Source organism: Massilia sp. CCM 8734 (genome assembly GCF_011682155.1).
Classification (GTDB): domain Bacteria; phylum Pseudomonadota; class Gammaproteobacteria; order Burkholderiales; family Burkholderiaceae_D; genus Telluria_A; species Telluria_A rubra.
In genome coordinates this window covers 87,203-104,120 of the sequence record NZ_WHJI01000028.1, presented here as the reverse complement: position 1 = coordinate 104,120, position 16,918 = coordinate 87,203, and the positions used below count along the sequence as shown (strand labels likewise).

Below are 16,918 nucleotides of genomic sequence, written 5' to 3'. Positions count from 1 at the left end.
AGCTGCTCTGAGGTAGAATTCATGCCGGGCAAGGTGCGTTCGTGTTGAAATTGTGTTTTAGGGATAACTCACATTTTATCAATCACTTACGGCATTCTTGCCCTTTTTTATGCAAAATTCAGGCTAGTGCGCCGGGCCGGAACTTCGTCGATGATTACATAGGGCGACACCCTTGCCGTTCAGCCAGGGACTTTCAGCGCCAGACCAGCGCCCTGCCGGGCGCACCAATAAAAAATGCCGCCCGGCTTGCACCAGGGCGGCATGTTTGCTCAAGCGGATGGTTCTCTACATCAGAACTTGTAGCCGATCCCGACACTGATCACCTGCGGGTCGAGCGTGATGTCCTGCGTCTGGCCGGACGAGAAGTCAACCTTGGTCTTCAGGAAGCTCTTGATGTACGCCACGTCCGCGAACCAGCGGTCGTTGATGTTGTACACCAGGCCAGCCTGCAGGCTGCTGGCCAGCTTGTTCTTGACCTTGAAGGTGGTGGCAGGACCGCCGATGTCGCTGATCGCGGTCAGCTGGCCGGAACCGGTCTCCTTGGCGAAATACGCGTACGTCACGCCCGCGCCAATGTAGGGACGCAGCATCGCGTCCGGCTTGAAGAAACGGTACTGCACCAGGAAGGTCGGCGGCAGTGCCTTGACCGTGCCCAGCTTGCCCGTGCCCTTGATGGCGCCGTCGCCATACAGGGTGTGCTTGAACGGCATGCCCAGGTCGAGCTCGGCCGAGACGTTATCGGTCAGGCTGTACGAGAACGAAAAGATCGGCTTGGTGTCGGAACCGATCTCGGCCTTGGTGCCCGGCAGCGCGGGGGCGCTGACGTCGCCGCTCTTGACCTTCGGCGTGATTTCGGCGACGCCGACCTTGGCAGTCCACTGGCCGGCCGACTGCGCCGATGCGCCCGACGCGACTGCCATCACGGCCGCTGCGGCGACAGCCTTGCCGACACTACTCATACGTAATTTCATTTTTTCTCCAGGTTCTTATTATGTGTGCGTCCGGCTTACAGCCAGCCCTTGACGATCATCTGCTCGGCCACGTATTTCGCGATCAGCGAATTTTCGAACGGAGTCGGATGGACGTCGTCGGCGAACATGTAGCGGCTGACATCGCCAGCGATCGTGTTGCTGCCGTTGCATGCCAGCGAGGTGTGTCCGAGGGCATTGTCGCCGCACGCCGCTTTGCCGGTTTCGCTCAGACCGTACGGGGCCGGATTGGTGATCTGGTCGTTGCTGATGGCCCACAGATCGACGTACAGGATCTTGGCTTCGCCGGCCACGCCCGCCTTGAGCTGGGCGTTGAACTTGTCGACCATGGCGATTACCAGCGCCTGCGGCACGCCTTCCTTCTTCGAAGCAGGCGCATGGCCCAGGTCCGGCAGGTTGTTGACGACGACATAATTGGCGCCTTTGCCCACCACCTGGGTTTTTGCCAGTGCCGCCATTTCGTCGCCCGCCACGCCCATCGCGGCAATCATTTTCGGTCCCTGGGCGGTGACGTACGCGGCGCCAGCCTTGGCGCCTTCGATTTTCGCGGCAGCCAGGGCCTTGGCGACCATCGGGCCGTACACGGCTTGCTGGCCGACCATCTGGTTGCCTGGCTGGGTAGCGGCGGCCTGGACGGCAGCGCCGACGATGGTTTCCTGGGTCGAACCGGTGCGCTGCGACTCGGCCAGGATGGCGCCGCCGATGGCTTGCGCGGCAGTGGCCGGATTGGTCGCGCCAGCGGCCAGCTGGGCGGTCAAATTGCCGGCGAAAAACTTGTTGCCTTCCGCCGTGGCGTAGGCCGACAACTCGCCCATCATGGCCAGCGCATCGTTGCCGCCGCCAATCATCAGTACCACTTCATCGCCTTTGAACTTGCCGCCGTTGCGCGCCAGGTGATTGGCGACCTGGCTCGCGATCGGCACGGTCAGCTGGCCGATGGCCGAACCGGTCAGTTTGTTGCCGGGTCCGACAGGATTGGTCACGCGCGCGCCGCCCTGGGCATAGCCCAGGCAAGCGTTGTTGTTGACCACGGGTACCGAGAAGCCTTTGCTGGCGTCGCCATCCAGGCCGGTCTGGGCCGGGCACGGTGCGGGCAGGCCGAACTGGGCAGCCATGTATTCGGTCCAGTTCTTGCCGTTCAGGGCAGGGTTTTTGGCGGTGTTGTCGCCGTTGATCGTGAACTTGCCGCCGCCCAGTGTCTTGACCGTGCCGACGTTGTAGGTACCCACGTCCGCCAGGCTGTCGCCGAAGGAGACCTGGGACGAGAATTTGGTTTTGAGGTCTTGATTGCCGGTCTCGCTGCCGCCGCAGGCAGTCAGGACGGCTGCGGTGAGCAAAGTCAGCGCAAAATTGATGTGACGCATTGTGTCTCCTGGTGAAATTTGTATAGTTTTTATAAACGAACGGCCGTGCTTTTCCCTACCCAACTAATATGCCAGTCTTCCCCCTACTTGTATAGGAAAACACATTGGCAAAACGTCAGTTGAACGCAACAGATCACGCTATAAAAAAGTTGCCGGATTATATCAATCGTTCCCGGCAACCGTGTGGACATTTAAGGCGGGGTTAAGTCACCCTCAAGGCGCGAGCGCGGCGTTGAAGAAACCACGCGCGGCGCTCAGGCAGAACGGCGCCACCAGGCCGGCGTGGTAGGTGTCGGCCACGGCGCGGTCGCCCGAGTCGCCGCTCTTGATGGCGTTGAGCTTGACGGCCAGCTTGGCGGTGGCGAAGTTGGTCTTGACCGAGCGGTAAGGATCGGTGCTGCCCGGCGTGTCGTCGAGGTCGACTTCGGTGACCAGCGCACTGCCGCTGCCGGCGCGGAAATAATCGACCGCGGCGCGCGTGTTGCTGTAGGCGACGGTACGGTCTTCATGGCCGCCGCACAGCAGCAGCGGCGCGCTCGGCGCGAAGGTACGCAGGTCGTTCTTGACGAACAGCTTGCGCAGCGGATGCTCGGGGGCGCAGGCCAACGGCGCGCCGGCGGTAACGTTGCATGGATGGGCTTTGAGGTCGGCCAGGTAGGCGTTGCGATAGCTGGTCTTGAACAGGTTGCCGGCGCCGAAATAGTCGCCGTAGCCGTCCGCCTGCGGCTGCGACTCCTTGGCGAACAGGGCGTTGTCGGGCCAGCCCGGGGTTTTCAGCAATGCTTCCACCGTGATGGCGCCGCTGGCGAATTGGTCGACGGCGGCCGCGAACGGGGCTTCGTACAGATCGCTGGAGGCGGCGTACACGCCGGCGCCCGCGCGCTGGCCGGCATTGATCAGCGCCGGCAGGAAGCCGCTGGCGCCCTTGCCTGGCTTGCCGTTGAACATCTCGTCGCCGAACTGGCCGAGCGCGTACGGACCCGACATGCCGGCCGCGGCGGTGACCTTGAATTCGCCGGCCAGGCCCTGCATGGCGCGCTGGGTGGCCACGGCCACGTAACCGCCCTGCGAGTAGCCGGTCAGGAACAGCTTGCCGGAGTCGGCGGTCTTGATGGCGCCGAACACGCTGCGCGCGGCGCGCAGGCCGTCGATCATGTCGTTCGATTGCTGGGCGGCGTCCAGGTAGGGATGGTAGGCCAGCGAGGAGCTGGCATAGCCGGCGTAGTTGGGGGCCACCACGATGAACCCGCGCGCGGCGAACATGGCGGCGACCAGGCGCGACTCGGTGTTGGCCAGGGTCGACATGTCGTAGTTGCGTTCAGCCGAGGTGCCGTGCGCGTACAGCAGCACCGGGCGCGCTCCGCTGCATTCCGGGCCGGCGCCGGACGGCACCATGATGGCGGCGCTGGCGTCGGTCGCTTCGCTGGCGCCGCCGACGGTGTTGTAGCGTACCTTGTAGGTCGTCACAGCGCACTTGAGTTCGCCTGTGATGGCGGTGGTGCCCACCTGCAGCGAGTCGAGCAGCTTGCCGAACACGGCCGGGTCGAGGGTGGTGACGTTGGCGCCGTTGGCGCTGACCGGCATGACGGCCGCGCCGCCGCCGATGACGCTGCCGCGCGCGGCTGGCGTGGGCGTGGGCGTCGGCACCGGGGTGGGCGTCGGGGTCGGGGTCGGCGTGGGGGTGGGCGCGTCGTCGCTGCCTCCACAAGCCGTTAATGATAGGGTGAGGAGAGCAGCGAAAGCGAGGCGCATGGTTTTAGTCCGTCAGGAAAAGGGTTCGTGGTTGAGCAGGCCGTGTACGATGCCGGTCGATCCATGCGCCGCGCGGCGCAAACGGTCGTTTACGCCCAGCCAGGCATCGTCCTGCGGCGGTGCTTCGACCAGAATCAGGTCGGCCCCGGCCGTATCCATCGCACGCAACGCCGCATACAGTGCGTGTGCGAAACCTTCCGGGCTTGTGGGTAACTGAGTCTCAGCGAACACATCCGGGAAGTGCGAGTAGTGTATCAAAGCTACTTTCTTTCCCGCGTTCTTCAATCGTGCGAGGGTATCGGCCAGTTCCGCGCTGGCCTGCATGGCCACCGGCGTGTGCGGCGCGTAGTGCGATTCCAGGGTGCCGGACGCGCGCGGCGCGGCCGCATCAAGCGCGGCCGGCATGGCGTCGATGACGGCCGCGATCGCTTCAGCGCTGATGTGGCCGGGGCGCAGCAGCACCGGGCCGTGGGTGGCCAGGCGCGACAGGTCGACGATGGTCGACTCGATCCCGACCGCGCTCTGTCCACCGTCGAGCACGGCGTCAACCGTGCCGTCGGCGCCGAACTCGTCGATGACGTGGCGGGCCGTGGTCGGGCTGACATGGCCGAACTTGTTGGCCGAGGGCGCCGCCACCCCTCCCCTGCCGCCCTTGAACGCTTGCAACAGCGCAATGGCGACCGGGTGCGAAGGGCAGCGCAGGCCGACCGTATCCTGCCCGCCCGAGACCGCGTCTGGAATGTTGGCGGCGCGCTTGAGGATCATGGTCAGGGGACCGGGCCAGAAGGCGGCCGCCAGTTGCCCGGCTTCGGCGGGGATGTCCGTCGCCCAGTAGCCGAGGTCGGCATCGGGCGCGACATGCACGATCACCGGATGGTCTTGCGGACGTCCCTTGGCCTGGTAGATGCGGGCGACCGCATCCGGGTTCTCGGCGTCGGCGCCGAGGCCGTAGACGGTCTCGGTCGGCAGGGCCACCAGCTTGCCCTGTTCGAGCAGGCGGGCGGCCGCGTCGATGGCGGCCAGGTCCAGCGCAAGGTCGCTCATGCCGCGATGCCGAGAATGGCGCAGGCGGCGGCCAGTTGGCTCTGCGCTTGCGCCAGGGTCGGCGCGATGAAGGTCACATGGCCCATCTTGCGGCCGCGCCGCGCATCTTCCTTGCCGTACAGGTGCAGGCAGGCGCCGGGCAGCGCCAGCAGCTCGGCCCATGCCGGCTCAAGCGGCGTGTCCGAACCGTCAGCGAACCAGATGTCACCAAGCAGGTTGAGCATCACGGCCGGCGAGTGCTGGCGCACCTCGCCCAGCGGCAGGCGCGCCATGGCGCGCACCTGTTGCGCGAACTGGCTGGTGACGCAGGCGTCCATCGTGTAGTGACCGCTGTTGTGCGGACGCGGCGCCATTTCGTTGACCACCAGCGAACCGTCGGTGAGCACGAAAAATTCGATGCACAGCACGCCGACGTAGGCGAGTTCGTCGACGATGACCTTGGCGGCCTGCTGCGCCCTGGCGGCGCTGCCGGCCGACACATTCGGGCCGGGCACGGTGGTGGTGAACAAGATGCCGTCGCGGTGCACGTTTTCGGCGATCGGGTAGACCACCGACTCGCCATCGGCGCCGCGCGCGGTCAGGACCGACACTTCGTAGGCCAGCGGCAGCATTTTTTCGAGCAGGCAAGTCACGCCGCCCATGCCATTGAATGCCGCGCGCACATCGTCACGGGTGCGGACCACGGCCTGGCCCTTGCCGTCGTAGCCCATGCGCACCGTTTTCAGGATACCTGGCAGCAGCAAGTCGTCGATGCTGTCGATATCGTCCAGCGCGGCGATGGTCTTGTGCGGCGCCGGCGGCACGCCGGAACGGGCCGCGCAGCCAGCCAGGAAACGCTTTTCGGCGATCCGGTCCTGGGCAATCGCGACGCAATCGGCGCCGGGGGCGACAAAGGCGTGCGTAGCCAGCAGGCGCAGGCTGTCGGCCGGCACGTTTTCGAATTCGGTGGTCACGGCCACGCAGGACTGGCCCAGCCGGGCCAGCGCCTGGGCGTCGCTGTAATCGGCCGCGATCAGGCTGTCGGCGGCGTGGCCGGCGGGACTGTCGGGCGCCGCTTCCAGCACGGCCACCTTGAAACCCATGGCCTGGGCGGCGTGCACGAACATGCGGCCAAGCTGGCCGCCGCCCATGACGCCGAGCCGGGCCGGCGGCAGGAAGGGAGAATGCGGTTGCGTCATACCGGCAATACCGATGCCTTGGCGGCGGCCGTCTGGCGCGCGCGGAATTGTTCCAGTTGCGCAGCCAGGGCGTCATCGGTGCAGGCCAGCATGGCAACGGCGGCCAGCGCCGCGTTGGCCGCGCCCGCTTCACCGATGGCGAAGGTGGCCACTGGAATGCCTTTTGGCATCTGCACGATGGACAGCAAGGAATCCTTGCCCGACAGATAGCGCGACGGCACCGGCACGCCGAGCACCGGCACGATGGTCTTGGCCGCGATCATGCCGGGCAAGTGGGCGGCGCCGCCGGCGCCGGCGATGATAGCGCGCAGGCCGCGCGCGCGGGCGCTCTCGGCATACGAGAACATCTCATCGGGCATGCGGTGGGCCGAGACGACCTGGGCTTCGAACGGTACGCCGAAGTCCTTGAGCATGTTGACGGCGTGCTGCATGACTTCCCAGTCCGACGAGGAACCCATGACGATGCCGACCAGGGGCTTGTTTTCAGTATTGCTCATCATCAAGCCTTCAGCGTTTCGCCGGTCAGGCGCTCGAGCGCTTCGACGTATTTGGCGCGGGTGTTGGCGATCACCTCGCTTGGTACGGCCGGGGCCGGTGCGGCCTTGTTCCAGTCGGTCAGGGTTTCCAGGTAGTCGCGCACGAACTGCTTGTCGTACGACGGCGGCGACATGCCGACCTGGTAGCTCGACATCGGCCAGAAGCGCGACGAGTCCGGCGTGAGGATTTCATCGATCAGGTGCACGGTGCCGTGCTCGTCCAGGCCGAATTCGAACTTGGTGTCGGCGATGATGATGCCGCGCGTGGCCGCGTATTCGGCGGCGGCGGTGTAGAGCTTGATCGCGTAGTCGCGCACCTGGGTGGCGATGTCGGCGCCGACGATCTTCTGGGCTTCGTCGAAGGAAATGTTTTCGTCATGGGCGCCGGCCGGGGCCTTGGTCGATGGCGTGAACAGCACGGTCGGCAATTTTTGCGCTTCCTGCAGGCCGGCCGGCAGGTCGATGCCGCAGACCTTGCCGGTCTTCTGGTAATCCTTCCAGCCGGAACCGATCAGGTAACCGCGCACAATCGCTTCGATGCCGAGCGGGGTCATTTTTTTCACCACGATGGCGCGCCCGTCGACCTGAGCGCGTTCGTCAAGCGAGACCAGCGAGACCGGGTCGATGCCGGTGTCGTGGTTAGGCATCAGGTCCTTGTACTTGGCGAACCAGAAATTGGACATGGCCGTCAGGATCTTGCCCTTTTCGGGGATCGGCTCATTCAAAATGACGTCGAAGGCGGACAGGCGGTCGGTCTGGATGACCAGCAATTTGTCGTCGCCGACGGCGTAAATGTCGCGTACTTTCCCACGGTGCAGGAAAGGCAGGGACTTCAGGTTTGTTTCGAGAACGCCAGACATGTGAATCCTTGAGGTGGTTAGGGCAGCCAGCCCGGCTTGCTATCGGTGTGCAATTCATGCGTCACCCGGCCTTCGTAGGGCGTGTCGAAGGTGCCGAGGGTGACGGCGATACGGTCGCTGTGCTCCGCCATCTGCCAGGTCAGGTTCGATCCGCACACGCCGCAGAACGCGCGTTCAACGCCAGGCGAGGACGCGTAGCGCGTGATCGCCTCAGGCCCGGCGACGATGCGCAGGTCGCTTGATGCCACATTGACGTACGGGCCGTTGGCGGCGCCGTGCTGCTTCTGGCACATGGTGCACCAGCAGATGCTGGCGTAGTCAACGTCGCCGTGGATTTCGTAGCGGACCGCGCCGCAGAGGCAGCTGCCTGTGTACATGATGAAAGATGGTCAAAAAAACAGCAATAATGACAGGACAAAAAACACACGCGCCCAAAAGGCGCGTGCGGGTGGTACGTTTGTTCAGCCTACAGTTTACTTGTTTACTTCACGATCTGTGCCAGTTCGCCTTTTTTGTAACGCTCGGCCATCTGGTCCATGGTCATGACCTTGATCTTGGCGGCCTGGCCTTCGCAGCCGAACGACAGGAAGCGCGCCTTGCAAATCTCGGTCGCCGCTTCACGGGCAGGTTTCAGGAAGTCGCGCGGGTCGAACTTGGATGGGTTCTCGAACATGTACTTGCGCACGGCGGCGGTCATGGCCAGGCGGATGTCGGTGTCGATGTTGATCTTGCGAACGCCGTGACGGATGCCTTCCTGGATTTCTTCAATCGGCACGCCGTAGGTTTCTTTCATGTCGCCGCCGAATTCGCGGATGATCGCCAGCAATTCCTGCGGCACCGACGAGGAACCGTGCATTACCAGATGGGTGTTCGGGATGCGCGCGTGGATTTCCTTGATGCGGTCGATGGCGAGGATGTCGCCGGTCGGCTTGCGCGTGAACTTGTAGGCGCCGTGCGAGGTGCCGATGGCGATGGCCAGTGCGTCGCACTGGGTGCGCTGCACGAAGTCGGCGGCCTGGGCCACGTCGGTGAGCAGCTGTTCGCGGGTCATCAAGCCGTCGGCGCCGTGGCCGTCTTCCTTGTCGCCCTTCATGGTCTCGAGCGAACCGAGCACGCCCAGTTCGGCTTCGACGGTCACGCCGATCGAGTGCGCGAACTTGACCACTTCACGCGAGACATCGACGTTGTACTCGTAGGAAGCGACGCTCTTGCCGTCCGCTTCGAGCGAGCCGTCCATCATCACCGAGGTGAAACCGGAGCGGATCGCGGTCATGCAGACCGCCGGCGACTGGCCGTGATCCTGGTGCATGACGACCGGAATGTGCGGGTAGGCTTCGACAGCGGCGTCGATCAGGTGGCGCAAAAACGCTTCGCCGGCATACTTGCGCGCGCCTGCGGACGCTTGCATGATGACCGGGGAGCCGACCGCGTCGGCGGCAGCCATGATGGCCTGCACCTGTTCGAGGTTGTTGACGTTAAACGCAGGCAGGCCATAACCGTTTTCGGCGGCATGGTCCAGCAGTTGACGCATGGATACGAGGGACATGGTAATACTCCAAACAATAGAAAGCGGGGTGCCGCCACGGGAGCGCAGACCGCGCGGGTAGCGCGCAACGCGTGTGGACGGCGGCGGCGACAGGCTGTGATTCAGCCGAGGCCGCAAAAATCGCTGCATGCCGCGCCACCGAAGGACGCGGCCAGGTTACACAGATTACATTAACTAAATTCGCCAACGCGCACGATCTTCAGTGCGTTGGTGCCGCCGACCTGCCCCATCGGTTCGCCCCAGGTGACAACGATCATGTCACCCTTTTTGACGATTCCCTTGGCGACCATCAAATCCTCGGCTTGCTTGAGCACCGCCGTGCTGTCGCCTTCCTGCATCAGGTTGTAGGCGCGCACATTGCGGTACAGCGCGGCCTTGCGGTGCGTGGTGGTGCTCGGCGTAAGCGCGTAGATCGGCGTGTCGATGCTGTGACGGCTCATCCACAACGCGGTCGAACCGGACTCGGTCAGCGCCACGATGGCTTTTACGCGCAAATGATGCGCGGTAAACAGGGCGCCATAGGCGATCGACTGGTCGATGCGGGTAAAGGTGACGTTCAGGAAGTCGGCGTCGAGCTTGTTGTATTCGGACTGCTCCGCTTCCAGGCAGATCGCGGCCATCATTTCGACCGTTTCGATCGGGTAGCGGCCGGACGCGGTTTCGGCCGAGGTCATCACGGCGTCGGTGCCGTCCAGCACGGCGTTGGCGACGTCCGACACTTCGGCGCGGGTCGGCACGGCGTTGACGATCATCGACTCCATCATCTGGGTCGCGGTAATGGCCAGCTTGTTGGAGGCGCGCGCCATGCGGATCATGCGTTTTTGCAGGGCCGGCACGGCGGCGTTGCCCACTTCCACGGCCAGGTCGCCACGGGCGACCATGATGCCATCGGATGCGTCCAGGATTTCTTGCAGCACAGGAATTGCTTCGGCGCGCTCGATCTTGGCGATCATCATCGGTTTATGGTGGTAGGGCTCGCCGGCGATATTGGCCAGCTGGCGCGCCATTTCCATGTCGGTCGCGCTTTTCGGGAAGGAAATGGCCAGATAGTCGGCCTGGAAACTCATGGCCGTCTTGATGTCTTCCATGTCCTTGGCGGTCAGGGCTGGCGCGGTCAGGCCGCCGCCCTGGCGGTTGATGCCCTTGTTGTTGGACAGCTCGCCGCCGACCTTGACCACGGTGAAAATCTCGTGCGCCAGGATGCGCTCGACCACCAGCACGATCAGGCCATCGTTGAGCAAGAGCTTGTCGCCGGTGCGTACGTCGCGCGGCAAGGCTTTGTAGTCGAGGCCGACGCGTTCCTGGTTGCCCAGTTCGCCGTTCTCGCCCCACTTGGCGTCGAGGATGAACTTGTCGCCCGTTTCCAGGATAATCTTGCCCTGCTCAAATTTACCTACACGAATCTTGGGACCCTGCATGTCCGCCATGATCGCCACTTCGCGCCCGCATTGGGCGGCGGCGCGCCGCACCAGGTTGGCGCGGTCGATGTGATCCTGCGCCTTGCCATGCGAAAAATTCAGCCGGACCACATCGACACCCGCTTCAATCATGCGAACGAGAATATCGAAATCGGTCGAAGCCGGGCCAATCGTTGCGACGATCTTGGTACCACGAAACATAGAGAGTCCTTGAAGTGAAAGCGCAGCCGGGAAGGCTGCGCTGTGGGCTTACTGGGAACTGCGTTGTAACAGGATTTCGACTGCCGGCAGGGTTTTCCCTTCGAGAAATTCGAGGAAGGCGCCACCGCCCGTGGAGATATAGCCAATTTTATCGCTGATCGCGTATTTTGCAATCGCGGCCAGGGTGTCGCCGCCGCCGGCGATGGAAAACGCGTTCGAATCGGCAATCGCCAGCGCGAGGGTCTTGGTGCCTTCGCCGAACTGGTCGAATTCGAATACGCCGACCGGGCCGTTCCAGACGATGGTGCCGGCCTTGGCGATCTGCGCGGCCAGCATGGCCGCCGTTTTCGGGCCGATGTCGAGGATCATGTCGTCGTCCTGCACGTCGGCGACGTCCTTGACGGTGGCCGCCGCCGTTGGCGAGAATTCCTTGGCGCACACGACATCGACCGGGATCGGCACCTGGGCGCCGCGCGCGGCCATCATGTCGATGATGGCTTTCGCTTCCGTGACCAGGTCGGCTTCGACCAGCGACTTGCCGATGTTCAGGCCGACGGCTTTCATGAAGGTGTTGGCGATGCCGCCGCCGACGATCAGGTTGTCGACCTTGTCGGCCAGGGCTTTGAGGATCGACAGCTTGGACGAGACCTTGGAGCCGGCCACGATGGCCAGCAGCGGACGGTTGGGCGCGCCCAGCGCCTTGCCCAGCGCATCGAGTTCGGCGGCCAGCAGCGGACCGGCGCAGACGACCGGCGCGAATTTGGCGAGGCCGTGGGTGGTCGCTTCGGCGCGGTGGGCGGTGCCGAAGGCGTCGTTGACGTAGATATCGCACAGCTTGGCCATCTTTTGGGCCAGCTCGTCGGCATTCTTCTTTTCACCCTTGTTGACGCGGCAATTTTCCAGCAGCACGACCTGGCCCGGTGCAAGCTCGACCCCATCGACCCAGTTTTGCTTGAGTTCAACCGGCTGGCCGAGCAGTTCGGACAGGCGCGCGGCGACTGGCGCCAGGCTGTCTTCCGGCTTGAATTCGCCTTCGGTCGGACGGCCCAGGTGCGAGGTGACCATGACGGCGGCGCCAGCCTTGATGGCGGCGGCGATCGCCGGCACCGAGGCGCGGATGCGGGTGTCTTCGGTGATGTTGCCGGCGTCATCCTGCGGCACGTTGAGGTCGGCGCGGATGAAGACGCGCTTGCCTTGCAGGGCGTGTTGGTCGATCAAGTCTTGCAAACGGGTGAAGTTCAGAACAGCGTGCATTGGCGATCCACGAGTCAAATGATGAAAGAACGCTATTTTACCGCAAGCCCAGCCCGAAAACCCTACTGTAAACAGATCCGCAGAACCGTAAAGAACAGCATGCCGAAAATGATGGTTTCAAGCATATTTCTTCTCAGCAGGTAATAGCCCGTGGCGGCAATGCCGGCGATCAGTTTGAAGTTATCCAGGCCCAGTTGCAACTGGCCAGTGTTGCCCAGCACCAAGTCGGGCGCGATGATGGCGGCCAGCGCGCAGGCCGGGGCGAAGCGCAGCATTTCCTGGACTTTTTTGGGGATGGTGATGTGGTGGCCGATCAGCCAGAACGAGCTGCGCGTGGCGGCGGTGGCAAAGGCCAGCGCGATGATGGTGATCCAGATCTCGACGTCAGACACGCGGCTCTCCCCGGCCGGCGAGGCGCTTTTCGCGTTTTTCGCGCTGTTCATTCAACGCCTGGACCGTCATGGCCGCCAGCATGCCGAGCAGCACGGCAGCGAGCAAGCCCAGCTTGTACGGCAATTCGTAGGCCAGCACGGCGGTGGCGCCGGCCACCAGCACGCCGCACAGGGCGGCCCGATTGACTGTCAGGGGAATCATGATGCACAGGATCGCCAGGGTGCCGGCAAATCCCAGGCCCCACTCGGTCGGCACGGCGCTGCCGAGGAACACGCCGGCGATCGAGCCGACTTGCCAGGAAACCCAGTTCGGATACAGCAAGCCTTTCAGGTAAGACACCTTGCCAAGGGCCGGTTCTTCGCTCGGAAAGCGTTGCAGGAACAGGGCCACGGTCAGGTCGCCCGCCGTGTAGCCAAGCAAAAAGCGCTTTTGCCATGGCAAATGGGCAAAGTGCGGGGCCAGCAAGGCGGAAAAGATGACAAAACGTAAATTGACCACCAGCGCGGTGGCGAACACCACCCAGATCGGCGCGTCGGCCACGATCAGCGGGAGCGAGGCGAGCTGGGCCGAGCCGCCGAAGACGATCAGGGTCATGCCCAGCGCTTGCGGCACGGTCAGGCCGCTCTTGACCATCGCAATGCCCACCACCAGGCCCCAGGCGCCGATGCCGAACAGGGTCGGCAGGCCGGTCTTGAACGCTTCGCGCCAGATGGCCTGATCTTCATCGGGAGGACGCAGCGCGGCCGGGGGCGGAATCACGTCATTCATGTGGTTTTCTTGCCACACATGGATGCGGCGGTGGTACAAATGAAACAGTGCGGTCTGGCATGAAGCGCAATCAGTGTGGGCGCCGGAATGCCTGTTTTCATAGGGAAAGAAGCGAACGCGGCCGTAAAGTCGTGAGACTATTTTACCGATCATTTCGGCTAATTGCCCGAATCCGCTAAAATCGAGGTTTTGCATGCCTGACGGAGAATCCATGAACGCCACGAAAACGCCAGCGGTAGAACTCGGCGACAAAGACTTGCCGGCCCATTGCCCGAATCCGGCGATGACGCTGTGGTCGTCCCATCCGCGCGTCTTCCTCGACTTCGGCCATGACGGCCTGGCCAAGTGTCCGTACTGCGGCACCGAATACCGCCTGAAGCCGGGTACGGTGATGGCGCACCACTAGAAATCCCCCCTTCCCCCACGTCGCCGAGGCCGCATGAAACGAGGAAAACAACTCAATGGTAGCGCGACCGAGGTCGAAGCCGCCTTCTACGAAGCGCTCAACCGCGCCGACATCGACACGCTGATGCAGCTGTGGGCCGACGACGAGGAAATCGTCTGCATCCACCCGGGCGGGCCGCGCCTGCACGGGCATGCGGCGATCCAGGCTTCGTGGGAAGCGATCCTCGAGCGCGGCGGCTTGCAGATCCGGCCGTCGCAGCTGCACGAGACCCATAATTTGATGAGTTCGGTGCATACCGTCATCGAAGGCGTGACCTCGAGCGGCGGCGAACCGGCGCACCTGATCGCCACCAATGTCTACATCAAGACGCCGCAGGGCTGGCGCATCGTGCTGCACCATGTGTCGGTCGCGCCCGGCGTAGTGCCGGCGCACGAGCATCCGACTTCCAGCCTGCACTGATCTGACCTTGCCCACTTTGAGTATGTATACAGCGCCGCTGTGGCTGCCCGGCGGGCACCTGCAAACCATGGTGCCGGCCGTGGCCATCGCCAAGCCGGCGGTGGCGTTCAGGCGCGAGCGCTGGGAAACGCAGGACGGCGACTTCGTTGACGTCGATTTCGTCGATGGGGAGCCAGGCCAGCCGCTGGTGGTGCTGTTTCACGGGCTGGAAGGTTCGTCCGCCAGCCACTATGCGCGCGCCCTGATGGCGGCCGTGGCCGCGCGCGGCTGGTCGGGCGCGGTGCCGCATTTTCGGGGCTGCTCGGGCGAACCGAACCGGGCGCCGCGTTTTTATCATTCGGGCGACGCGAACGAGGTCGACTGGATCGTGCGGCGTTTGCGCGCACGCACGCAAGGCAAGCTGTACGCGGCCGGCGTCTCGCTCGGCGGCAACGCGCTGCTGCGCTGGCTGGGCGAGTCGCAGCACCAGGCCGAGATCGTCGATGCGGCGGTGGCGGTGTCGGCCCCGCTCGACCTGGCGCGCGGCGGCGAGGCGCTCTCGTCTGGCATCAACATGGTCTATACGCGCATGTTTCTCAAGACCCTCAAGCCCAAGTGCCTGGCCAAGCTGGAACAGTTTCCGGGCTTGTTCGAGCGCGACGCGCTGCTGGGCGCGCGCGACCTGTACGCTTTTGATAACGTGGTGACCGCACCGCTGCACGGCTACCGCGATACTGACGATTACTGGAACCGGGCCAGCGCCAGGCATGTGCTGGGCGACATCACCGTGCCGACCCTGGTGCTCAATGCGCGCAACGATCCGTTCTTGCCGGGGAAGTATCTGCCGTCCAGCGCCGCGCGCGCGGTGACCCTGGAGTATCCGGCGCAGGGCGGGCATGTCGGCTTTGCGGTCGGCAATCCGCCGGGACGGCTGGACTGGCTGCCGCGCCGCATCCTGGGCTTTTTCGACGCCGCCGCAGCGAAACGCGAGGCGATGCACTATGCGACGCGCGCGCCAGACGGGGATGAACTATGCGAAGCTGCGGCCCATGGATGATATTGTAAAAAAAGCGATGGCCAAATGGCCGGACGTGCCGCATTGCTACGGCTGGCTGGCGCTCGACGCGCGCGGCAACTGGCGCATGCGCGACGAGCGCGCGCAGCATCTGAACTTGGCGGGCGACAAGGTGGTGCAGGTGGCGCTGCTGGGTTTTATCAATCGCAACTACCTGTTTGATGAGCGCGGTTGCTGGTATTTCCAGAACGGGCCGCAGCGCGTGTTCGTCAACCTGGAAGCGACGCCGTTCATTGCGCGCACCGATCCGGCGCATGGGCTGGTGCTGCACACGGGCGAACCGGTGGCGTCGATCGCGCGCGCGTGGATGACCGACAAGGGCGAGCTGATTATTGAAGCCGCCGGCAAGATCGCGCAGGTCGACGACCGCGACGTGGCGCAGTTGATGGCGACGCTGGACATCGACGGCGCGCTTGCTTCGGATGATGCGCTGATGGGCTGGCTCGATGGCGGCGCCGGCCAGCTGACGCTGCGCTACAAGGGCCACGCGGCGCCGGTCGAACGCATCGCGCGCGAGGAAGTGGCGACGCGTATGCGCTTTGTCAGGATGCCGGCGCTATCGAGCGGCGCGGCCGGCACGAATTCCGTCCCGGCAGATTGACGGCGCACCCGGCGCACGACTGACGCAGCGCAAAGCTTGGGCAGTTTGGCTCGCTACAATGCCCCATGCCTACCCAACAACACGACCTTGGATACCGCGCGCTGTTCGCCCATCCGGAAATGGTGCGTGAACTGATCACCGGCTTTACTCCCGTCAAGCTGCTTGACGGGGTCGCCCTCTCGGCCTTCGAACGGGTCAATGCGGACTACGTGAGCGAGCGGCCGTCGGCACGCCAGGGCGACGTAGTCTGGCGCGTTCAGCTCGGCGAGCAGGTGATGGACGTGGTCATCCTACTCGAATTCCAGTCGGGCGTGGACCGCTGCATGGCGTTGCGCATGCAGACTTACGTGGGCTTGCTGTGCCAGGACCTGGTCAAACGCCATGCATTGTCACCAGAATTGCTGTTGCCGCCAGTGCTGCCACTAGTGTTCTACAACGGCGCGCCGCCCTGGAGAGCGCCCATGGATCTGGCCGAGTTGCTGACGGCGCCGCCCGCCGAGCTGGCGGCCTTGCAGCCATCGCAGCGCTACGCGCTGATCGACCAGCGGCGCCTGGACCGGGCCGCGCTCGATGCCAATGACGATTTGCTGGCGCTGCTGTTCCGGATTGAACTTTCGCTGTTCCCCGATGTCTTAACGACGCATGTGCCGGCGCTGAAGACCTGGTTCAGGACAACGCCCCTGACCAGCCTGCGGACCTCGGTCTGGGCATGGTGGAAAGCGCTACTGGGGCGCAAAGCGAACGGTACGCAATTATTTAACCTGGATAGTGCAGAGGAGGCCAACATGGATCTGGATCTGGATCTGGACCTGGACCTGTCAACGTTAACCTGGGGCGAGCAGATGCAGCACATCGGCTTTCAAAAGGGCTGCGCGCAAGGCATTGAGGAAGGGCAAGCAATCGCGCTACGCAGGATACTGGGGAGCCTGTTGCACGGGCGCTTCGGCAACCTTCCGGTGCCGGCTGCAGAGCGTATTGGCCAAGCCTCGCAAGCGCAGCTTGAACAGTGGTGCGAGCGCAGCCTTACTGCGCCAAACTTGTTTGCGGTATTTGACGAGGATGCGGGGACCGTCGAAGGCACGTCCGGCTGACCTC

Annotated in this window: 18 protein-coding genes; 5 read left to right on the top strand and 13 right to left on the bottom strand. The window is 64.0% G+C overall.

Going from position 1 to position 16,918, the window contains the following annotated elements; translation table 11 throughout:
- Positions 1 to 290 precede the first annotated feature (290 nt).
- The 13 genes from F2P46_RS23340 to F2P46_RS23280 form a co-directional block, all read right to left on the bottom strand.
- A complete protein-coding gene (locus F2P46_RS23340) occupies positions 291 to 971 on the bottom strand; it encodes an OmpW family outer membrane protein (RefSeq protein ID WP_208296743.1) in 681 nt (226 codons plus the stop codon).
- A 35-nt stretch (positions 972 to 1,006) separates the two neighbouring features.
- The gene (locus F2P46_RS23335; protein ID WP_166894654.1) at positions 1,007 to 2,353 is read right to left on the bottom strand and encodes an SGNH/GDSL hydrolase family protein; all 1,347 of its coding nucleotides are present in this window, start codon (positions 2,351 to 2,353) and stop codon (positions 1,007 to 1,009) included.
- Positions 2,354 to 2,566: 213 nt separating this feature from the next.
- Entirely contained in the window at positions 2,567 to 4,105 is a 1,539-nt protein-coding gene (locus F2P46_RS23330) for a prolyl oligopeptidase family serine peptidase (protein ID WP_166894652.1), read from the bottom strand.
- Positions 4,106 to 4,117: 12 nt separating this feature from the next.
- The gene (locus tag F2P46_RS23325) at positions 4,118 to 5,149 is read right to left on the bottom strand and encodes an L-threonylcarbamoyladenylate synthase (protein WP_166894649.1); all 1,032 of its coding nucleotides are present in this window, start codon (positions 5,147 to 5,149) and stop codon (positions 4,118 to 4,120) included.
- The gene (locus F2P46_RS23320) at positions 5,146 to 6,327 is read right to left on the bottom strand and encodes a 5-(carboxyamino)imidazole ribonucleotide synthase (RefSeq protein WP_166894647.1); all 1,182 of its coding nucleotides are present in this window, start codon (positions 6,325 to 6,327) and stop codon (positions 5,146 to 5,148) included. Before F2P46_RS23320 ends, F2P46_RS23325 begins: the two co-directional genes overlap by 4 nt.
- Positions 6,324 to 6,824, bottom strand: coding sequence for a 5-(carboxyamino)imidazole ribonucleotide mutase (purE, locus tag F2P46_RS23315; protein ID WP_166894645.1), 501 nt, complete (start codon positions 6,822 to 6,824; stop codon positions 6,324 to 6,326). The genes F2P46_RS23320 and purE overlap by 4 nt, the downstream gene beginning before the upstream one ends.
- Positions 6,825 to 6,826: 2 nt before the next feature.
- A complete protein-coding gene (locus F2P46_RS23310) occupies positions 6,827 to 7,723 on the bottom strand; it encodes a phosphoribosylaminoimidazolesuccinocarboxamide synthase (protein WP_166894643.1) in 897 nt (298 codons plus the stop codon).
- 17 nt (positions 7,724 to 7,740) lie between these two features.
- Entirely contained in the window at positions 7,741 to 8,100 is a 360-nt protein-coding gene (locus F2P46_RS23305) for a GFA family protein (protein ID WP_166894641.1), read from the bottom strand.
- Between the two features lie 104 nt (positions 8,101 to 8,204).
- On the bottom strand, positions 8,205 to 9,269 hold the full coding sequence (fba, locus tag F2P46_RS23300) for a class II fructose-bisphosphate aldolase (protein ID WP_166877905.1): 1,065 nt from the start codon (positions 9,267 to 9,269) through the stop codon (positions 8,205 to 8,207).
- Between the two features lie 170 nt (positions 9,270 to 9,439).
- On the bottom strand, positions 9,440 to 10,888 hold the full coding sequence (gene pyk, locus F2P46_RS23295) for a pyruvate kinase (RefSeq protein ID WP_166894639.1): 1,449 nt from the start codon (positions 10,886 to 10,888) through the stop codon (positions 9,440 to 9,442).
- Positions 10,889 to 10,936: 48 nt separating this feature from the next.
- Positions 10,937 to 12,142 carry a phosphoglycerate kinase gene (locus tag F2P46_RS23290; protein WP_166894637.1) on the bottom strand — a complete coding sequence of 402 codons (1,206 nt, stop codon included), beginning with the start codon at positions 12,140 to 12,142 and terminating at the stop codon, positions 10,937 to 10,939.
- Positions 12,143 to 12,204: 62 nt separating this feature from the next.
- A complete protein-coding gene (locus F2P46_RS23285) occupies positions 12,205 to 12,534 on the bottom strand; it encodes an AzlD domain-containing protein (RefSeq protein WP_166894634.1) in 330 nt (109 codons plus the stop codon).
- A complete protein-coding gene (locus tag F2P46_RS23280; protein WP_166894632.1) occupies positions 12,527 to 13,303 on the bottom strand; it encodes an AzlC family ABC transporter permease in 777 nt (258 codons plus the stop codon). The genes F2P46_RS23285 and F2P46_RS23280 overlap by 8 nt, the downstream gene beginning before the upstream one ends.
- A gap of 211 nt (positions 13,304 to 13,514) precedes the next feature.
- Here F2P46_RS23280 and F2P46_RS23275 point away from each other — a divergent pair, with 211 nt between their 5' ends.
- The 5 genes from F2P46_RS23275 (at position 13,515) to F2P46_RS23255 (ending at position 16,914) form a co-directional block, all read left to right on the top strand.
- Positions 13,515 to 13,709 carry a zinc-finger domain-containing protein gene (locus tag F2P46_RS23275; protein ID WP_099874977.1) on the top strand — a complete coding sequence of 65 codons (195 nt, stop codon included), beginning with the start codon at positions 13,515 to 13,517 and terminating at the stop codon, positions 13,707 to 13,709.
- 33 nt (positions 13,710 to 13,742) lie between these two features.
- Positions 13,743 to 14,168, top strand: a complete 426-nt coding sequence (locus F2P46_RS23270; protein ID WP_166894630.1) for a nuclear transport factor 2 family protein — start codon at positions 13,743 to 13,745, stop codon at positions 14,166 to 14,168.
- Between the two features lie 22 nt (positions 14,169 to 14,190).
- Positions 14,191 to 15,204, top strand: a complete 1,014-nt coding sequence (locus F2P46_RS23265) for a YheT family hydrolase (protein WP_166894671.1) — start codon at positions 14,191 to 14,193, stop codon at positions 15,202 to 15,204.
- Positions 15,197 to 15,823, top strand: coding sequence for a DUF2946 family protein (locus F2P46_RS23260; RefSeq protein ID WP_166894628.1), 627 nt, complete (start codon positions 15,197 to 15,199; stop codon positions 15,821 to 15,823). The genes F2P46_RS23265 and F2P46_RS23260 overlap by 8 nt, the downstream gene beginning before the upstream one ends.
- 65 nt (positions 15,824 to 15,888) lie before the next feature.
- Positions 15,889 to 16,914, top strand: a complete 1,026-nt coding sequence (locus F2P46_RS23255) for an Rpn family recombination-promoting nuclease/putative transposase (protein WP_166894626.1) — start codon at positions 15,889 to 15,891, stop codon at positions 16,912 to 16,914.
- Positions 16,915 to 16,918: the final 4 nt, after the last annotated feature.

What these genes read in the sequence shown, in the direction of transcription:
- F2P46_RS23325 (WP_166894649.1), bottom strand. Translation starts at nt 5,149, where the DNA reads ATGAGCGACCTTGCGCTGGACCTGGCCGCCATCGACGCGGCCGCCCGC.
- F2P46_RS23255 (WP_166894626.1), top strand. Translation starts at nt 15,889, where the DNA reads ATGCCTACCCAACAACACGACCTTGGATACCGCGCGCTGTTCGCCCAT.
- purE (WP_166894645.1), bottom strand. Translation starts at nt 6,824, where the DNA reads ATGAGCAATACTGAAAACAAGCCCCTGGTCGGCATCGTCATGGGTTCC.
- F2P46_RS23260 (WP_166894628.1), top strand. Translation starts at nt 15,197, where the DNA reads ATGGATGATATTGTAAAAAAAGCGATGGCCAAATGGCCGGACGTGCCG.
- pyk (WP_166894639.1), bottom strand. Translation starts at nt 10,888, where the DNA reads ATGTTTCGTGGTACCAAGATCGTCGCAACGATTGGCCCGGCTTCGACC.
- F2P46_RS23335 (WP_166894654.1), bottom strand. Translation starts at nt 2,353, where the DNA reads ATGCGTCACATCAATTTTGCGCTGACTTTGCTCACCGCAGCCGTCCTG.
- F2P46_RS23290 (WP_166894637.1), bottom strand. Translation starts at nt 12,142, where the DNA reads ATGCACGCTGTTCTGAACTTCACCCGTTTGCAAGACTTGATCGACCAA.
- F2P46_RS23265 (WP_166894671.1), top strand. Translation starts at nt 14,191, where the DNA reads ATGTATACAGCGCCGCTGTGGCTGCCCGGCGGGCACCTGCAAACCATG.
- F2P46_RS23310 (WP_166894643.1), bottom strand. Translation starts at nt 7,723, where the DNA reads ATGTCTGGCGTTCTCGAAACAAACCTGAAGTCCCTGCCTTTCCTGCAC.
- F2P46_RS23275 (WP_099874977.1), top strand. Translation starts at nt 13,515, where the DNA reads ATGAACGCCACGAAAACGCCAGCGGTAGAACTCGGCGACAAAGACTTG.
- F2P46_RS23320 (WP_166894647.1), bottom strand. Translation starts at nt 6,327, where the DNA reads ATGACGCAACCGCATTCTCCCTTCCTGCCGCCGGCCCGGCTCGGCGTC.
- fba (WP_166877905.1), bottom strand. Translation starts at nt 9,269, where the DNA reads ATGTCCCTCGTATCCATGCGTCAACTGCTGGACCATGCCGCCGAAAAC.
- F2P46_RS23280 (WP_166894632.1), bottom strand. Translation starts at nt 13,303, where the DNA reads ATGAATGACGTGATTCCGCCCCCGGCCGCGCTGCGTCCTCCCGATGAA.
- F2P46_RS23330 (WP_166894652.1), bottom strand. Translation starts at nt 4,105, where the DNA reads ATGCGCCTCGCTTTCGCTGCTCTCCTCACCCTATCATTAACGGCTTGT.
- F2P46_RS23340 (WP_208296743.1), bottom strand. Translation starts at nt 971, where the DNA reads ATGAAATTACGTATGAGTAGTGTCGGCAAGGCTGTCGCCGCAGCGGCC.
- F2P46_RS23305 (WP_166894641.1), bottom strand. Translation starts at nt 8,100, where the DNA reads ATGTACACAGGCAGCTGCCTCTGCGGCGCGGTCCGCTACGAAATCCAC.
- F2P46_RS23270 (WP_166894630.1), top strand. Translation starts at nt 13,743, where the DNA reads ATGAAACGAGGAAAACAACTCAATGGTAGCGCGACCGAGGTCGAAGCC.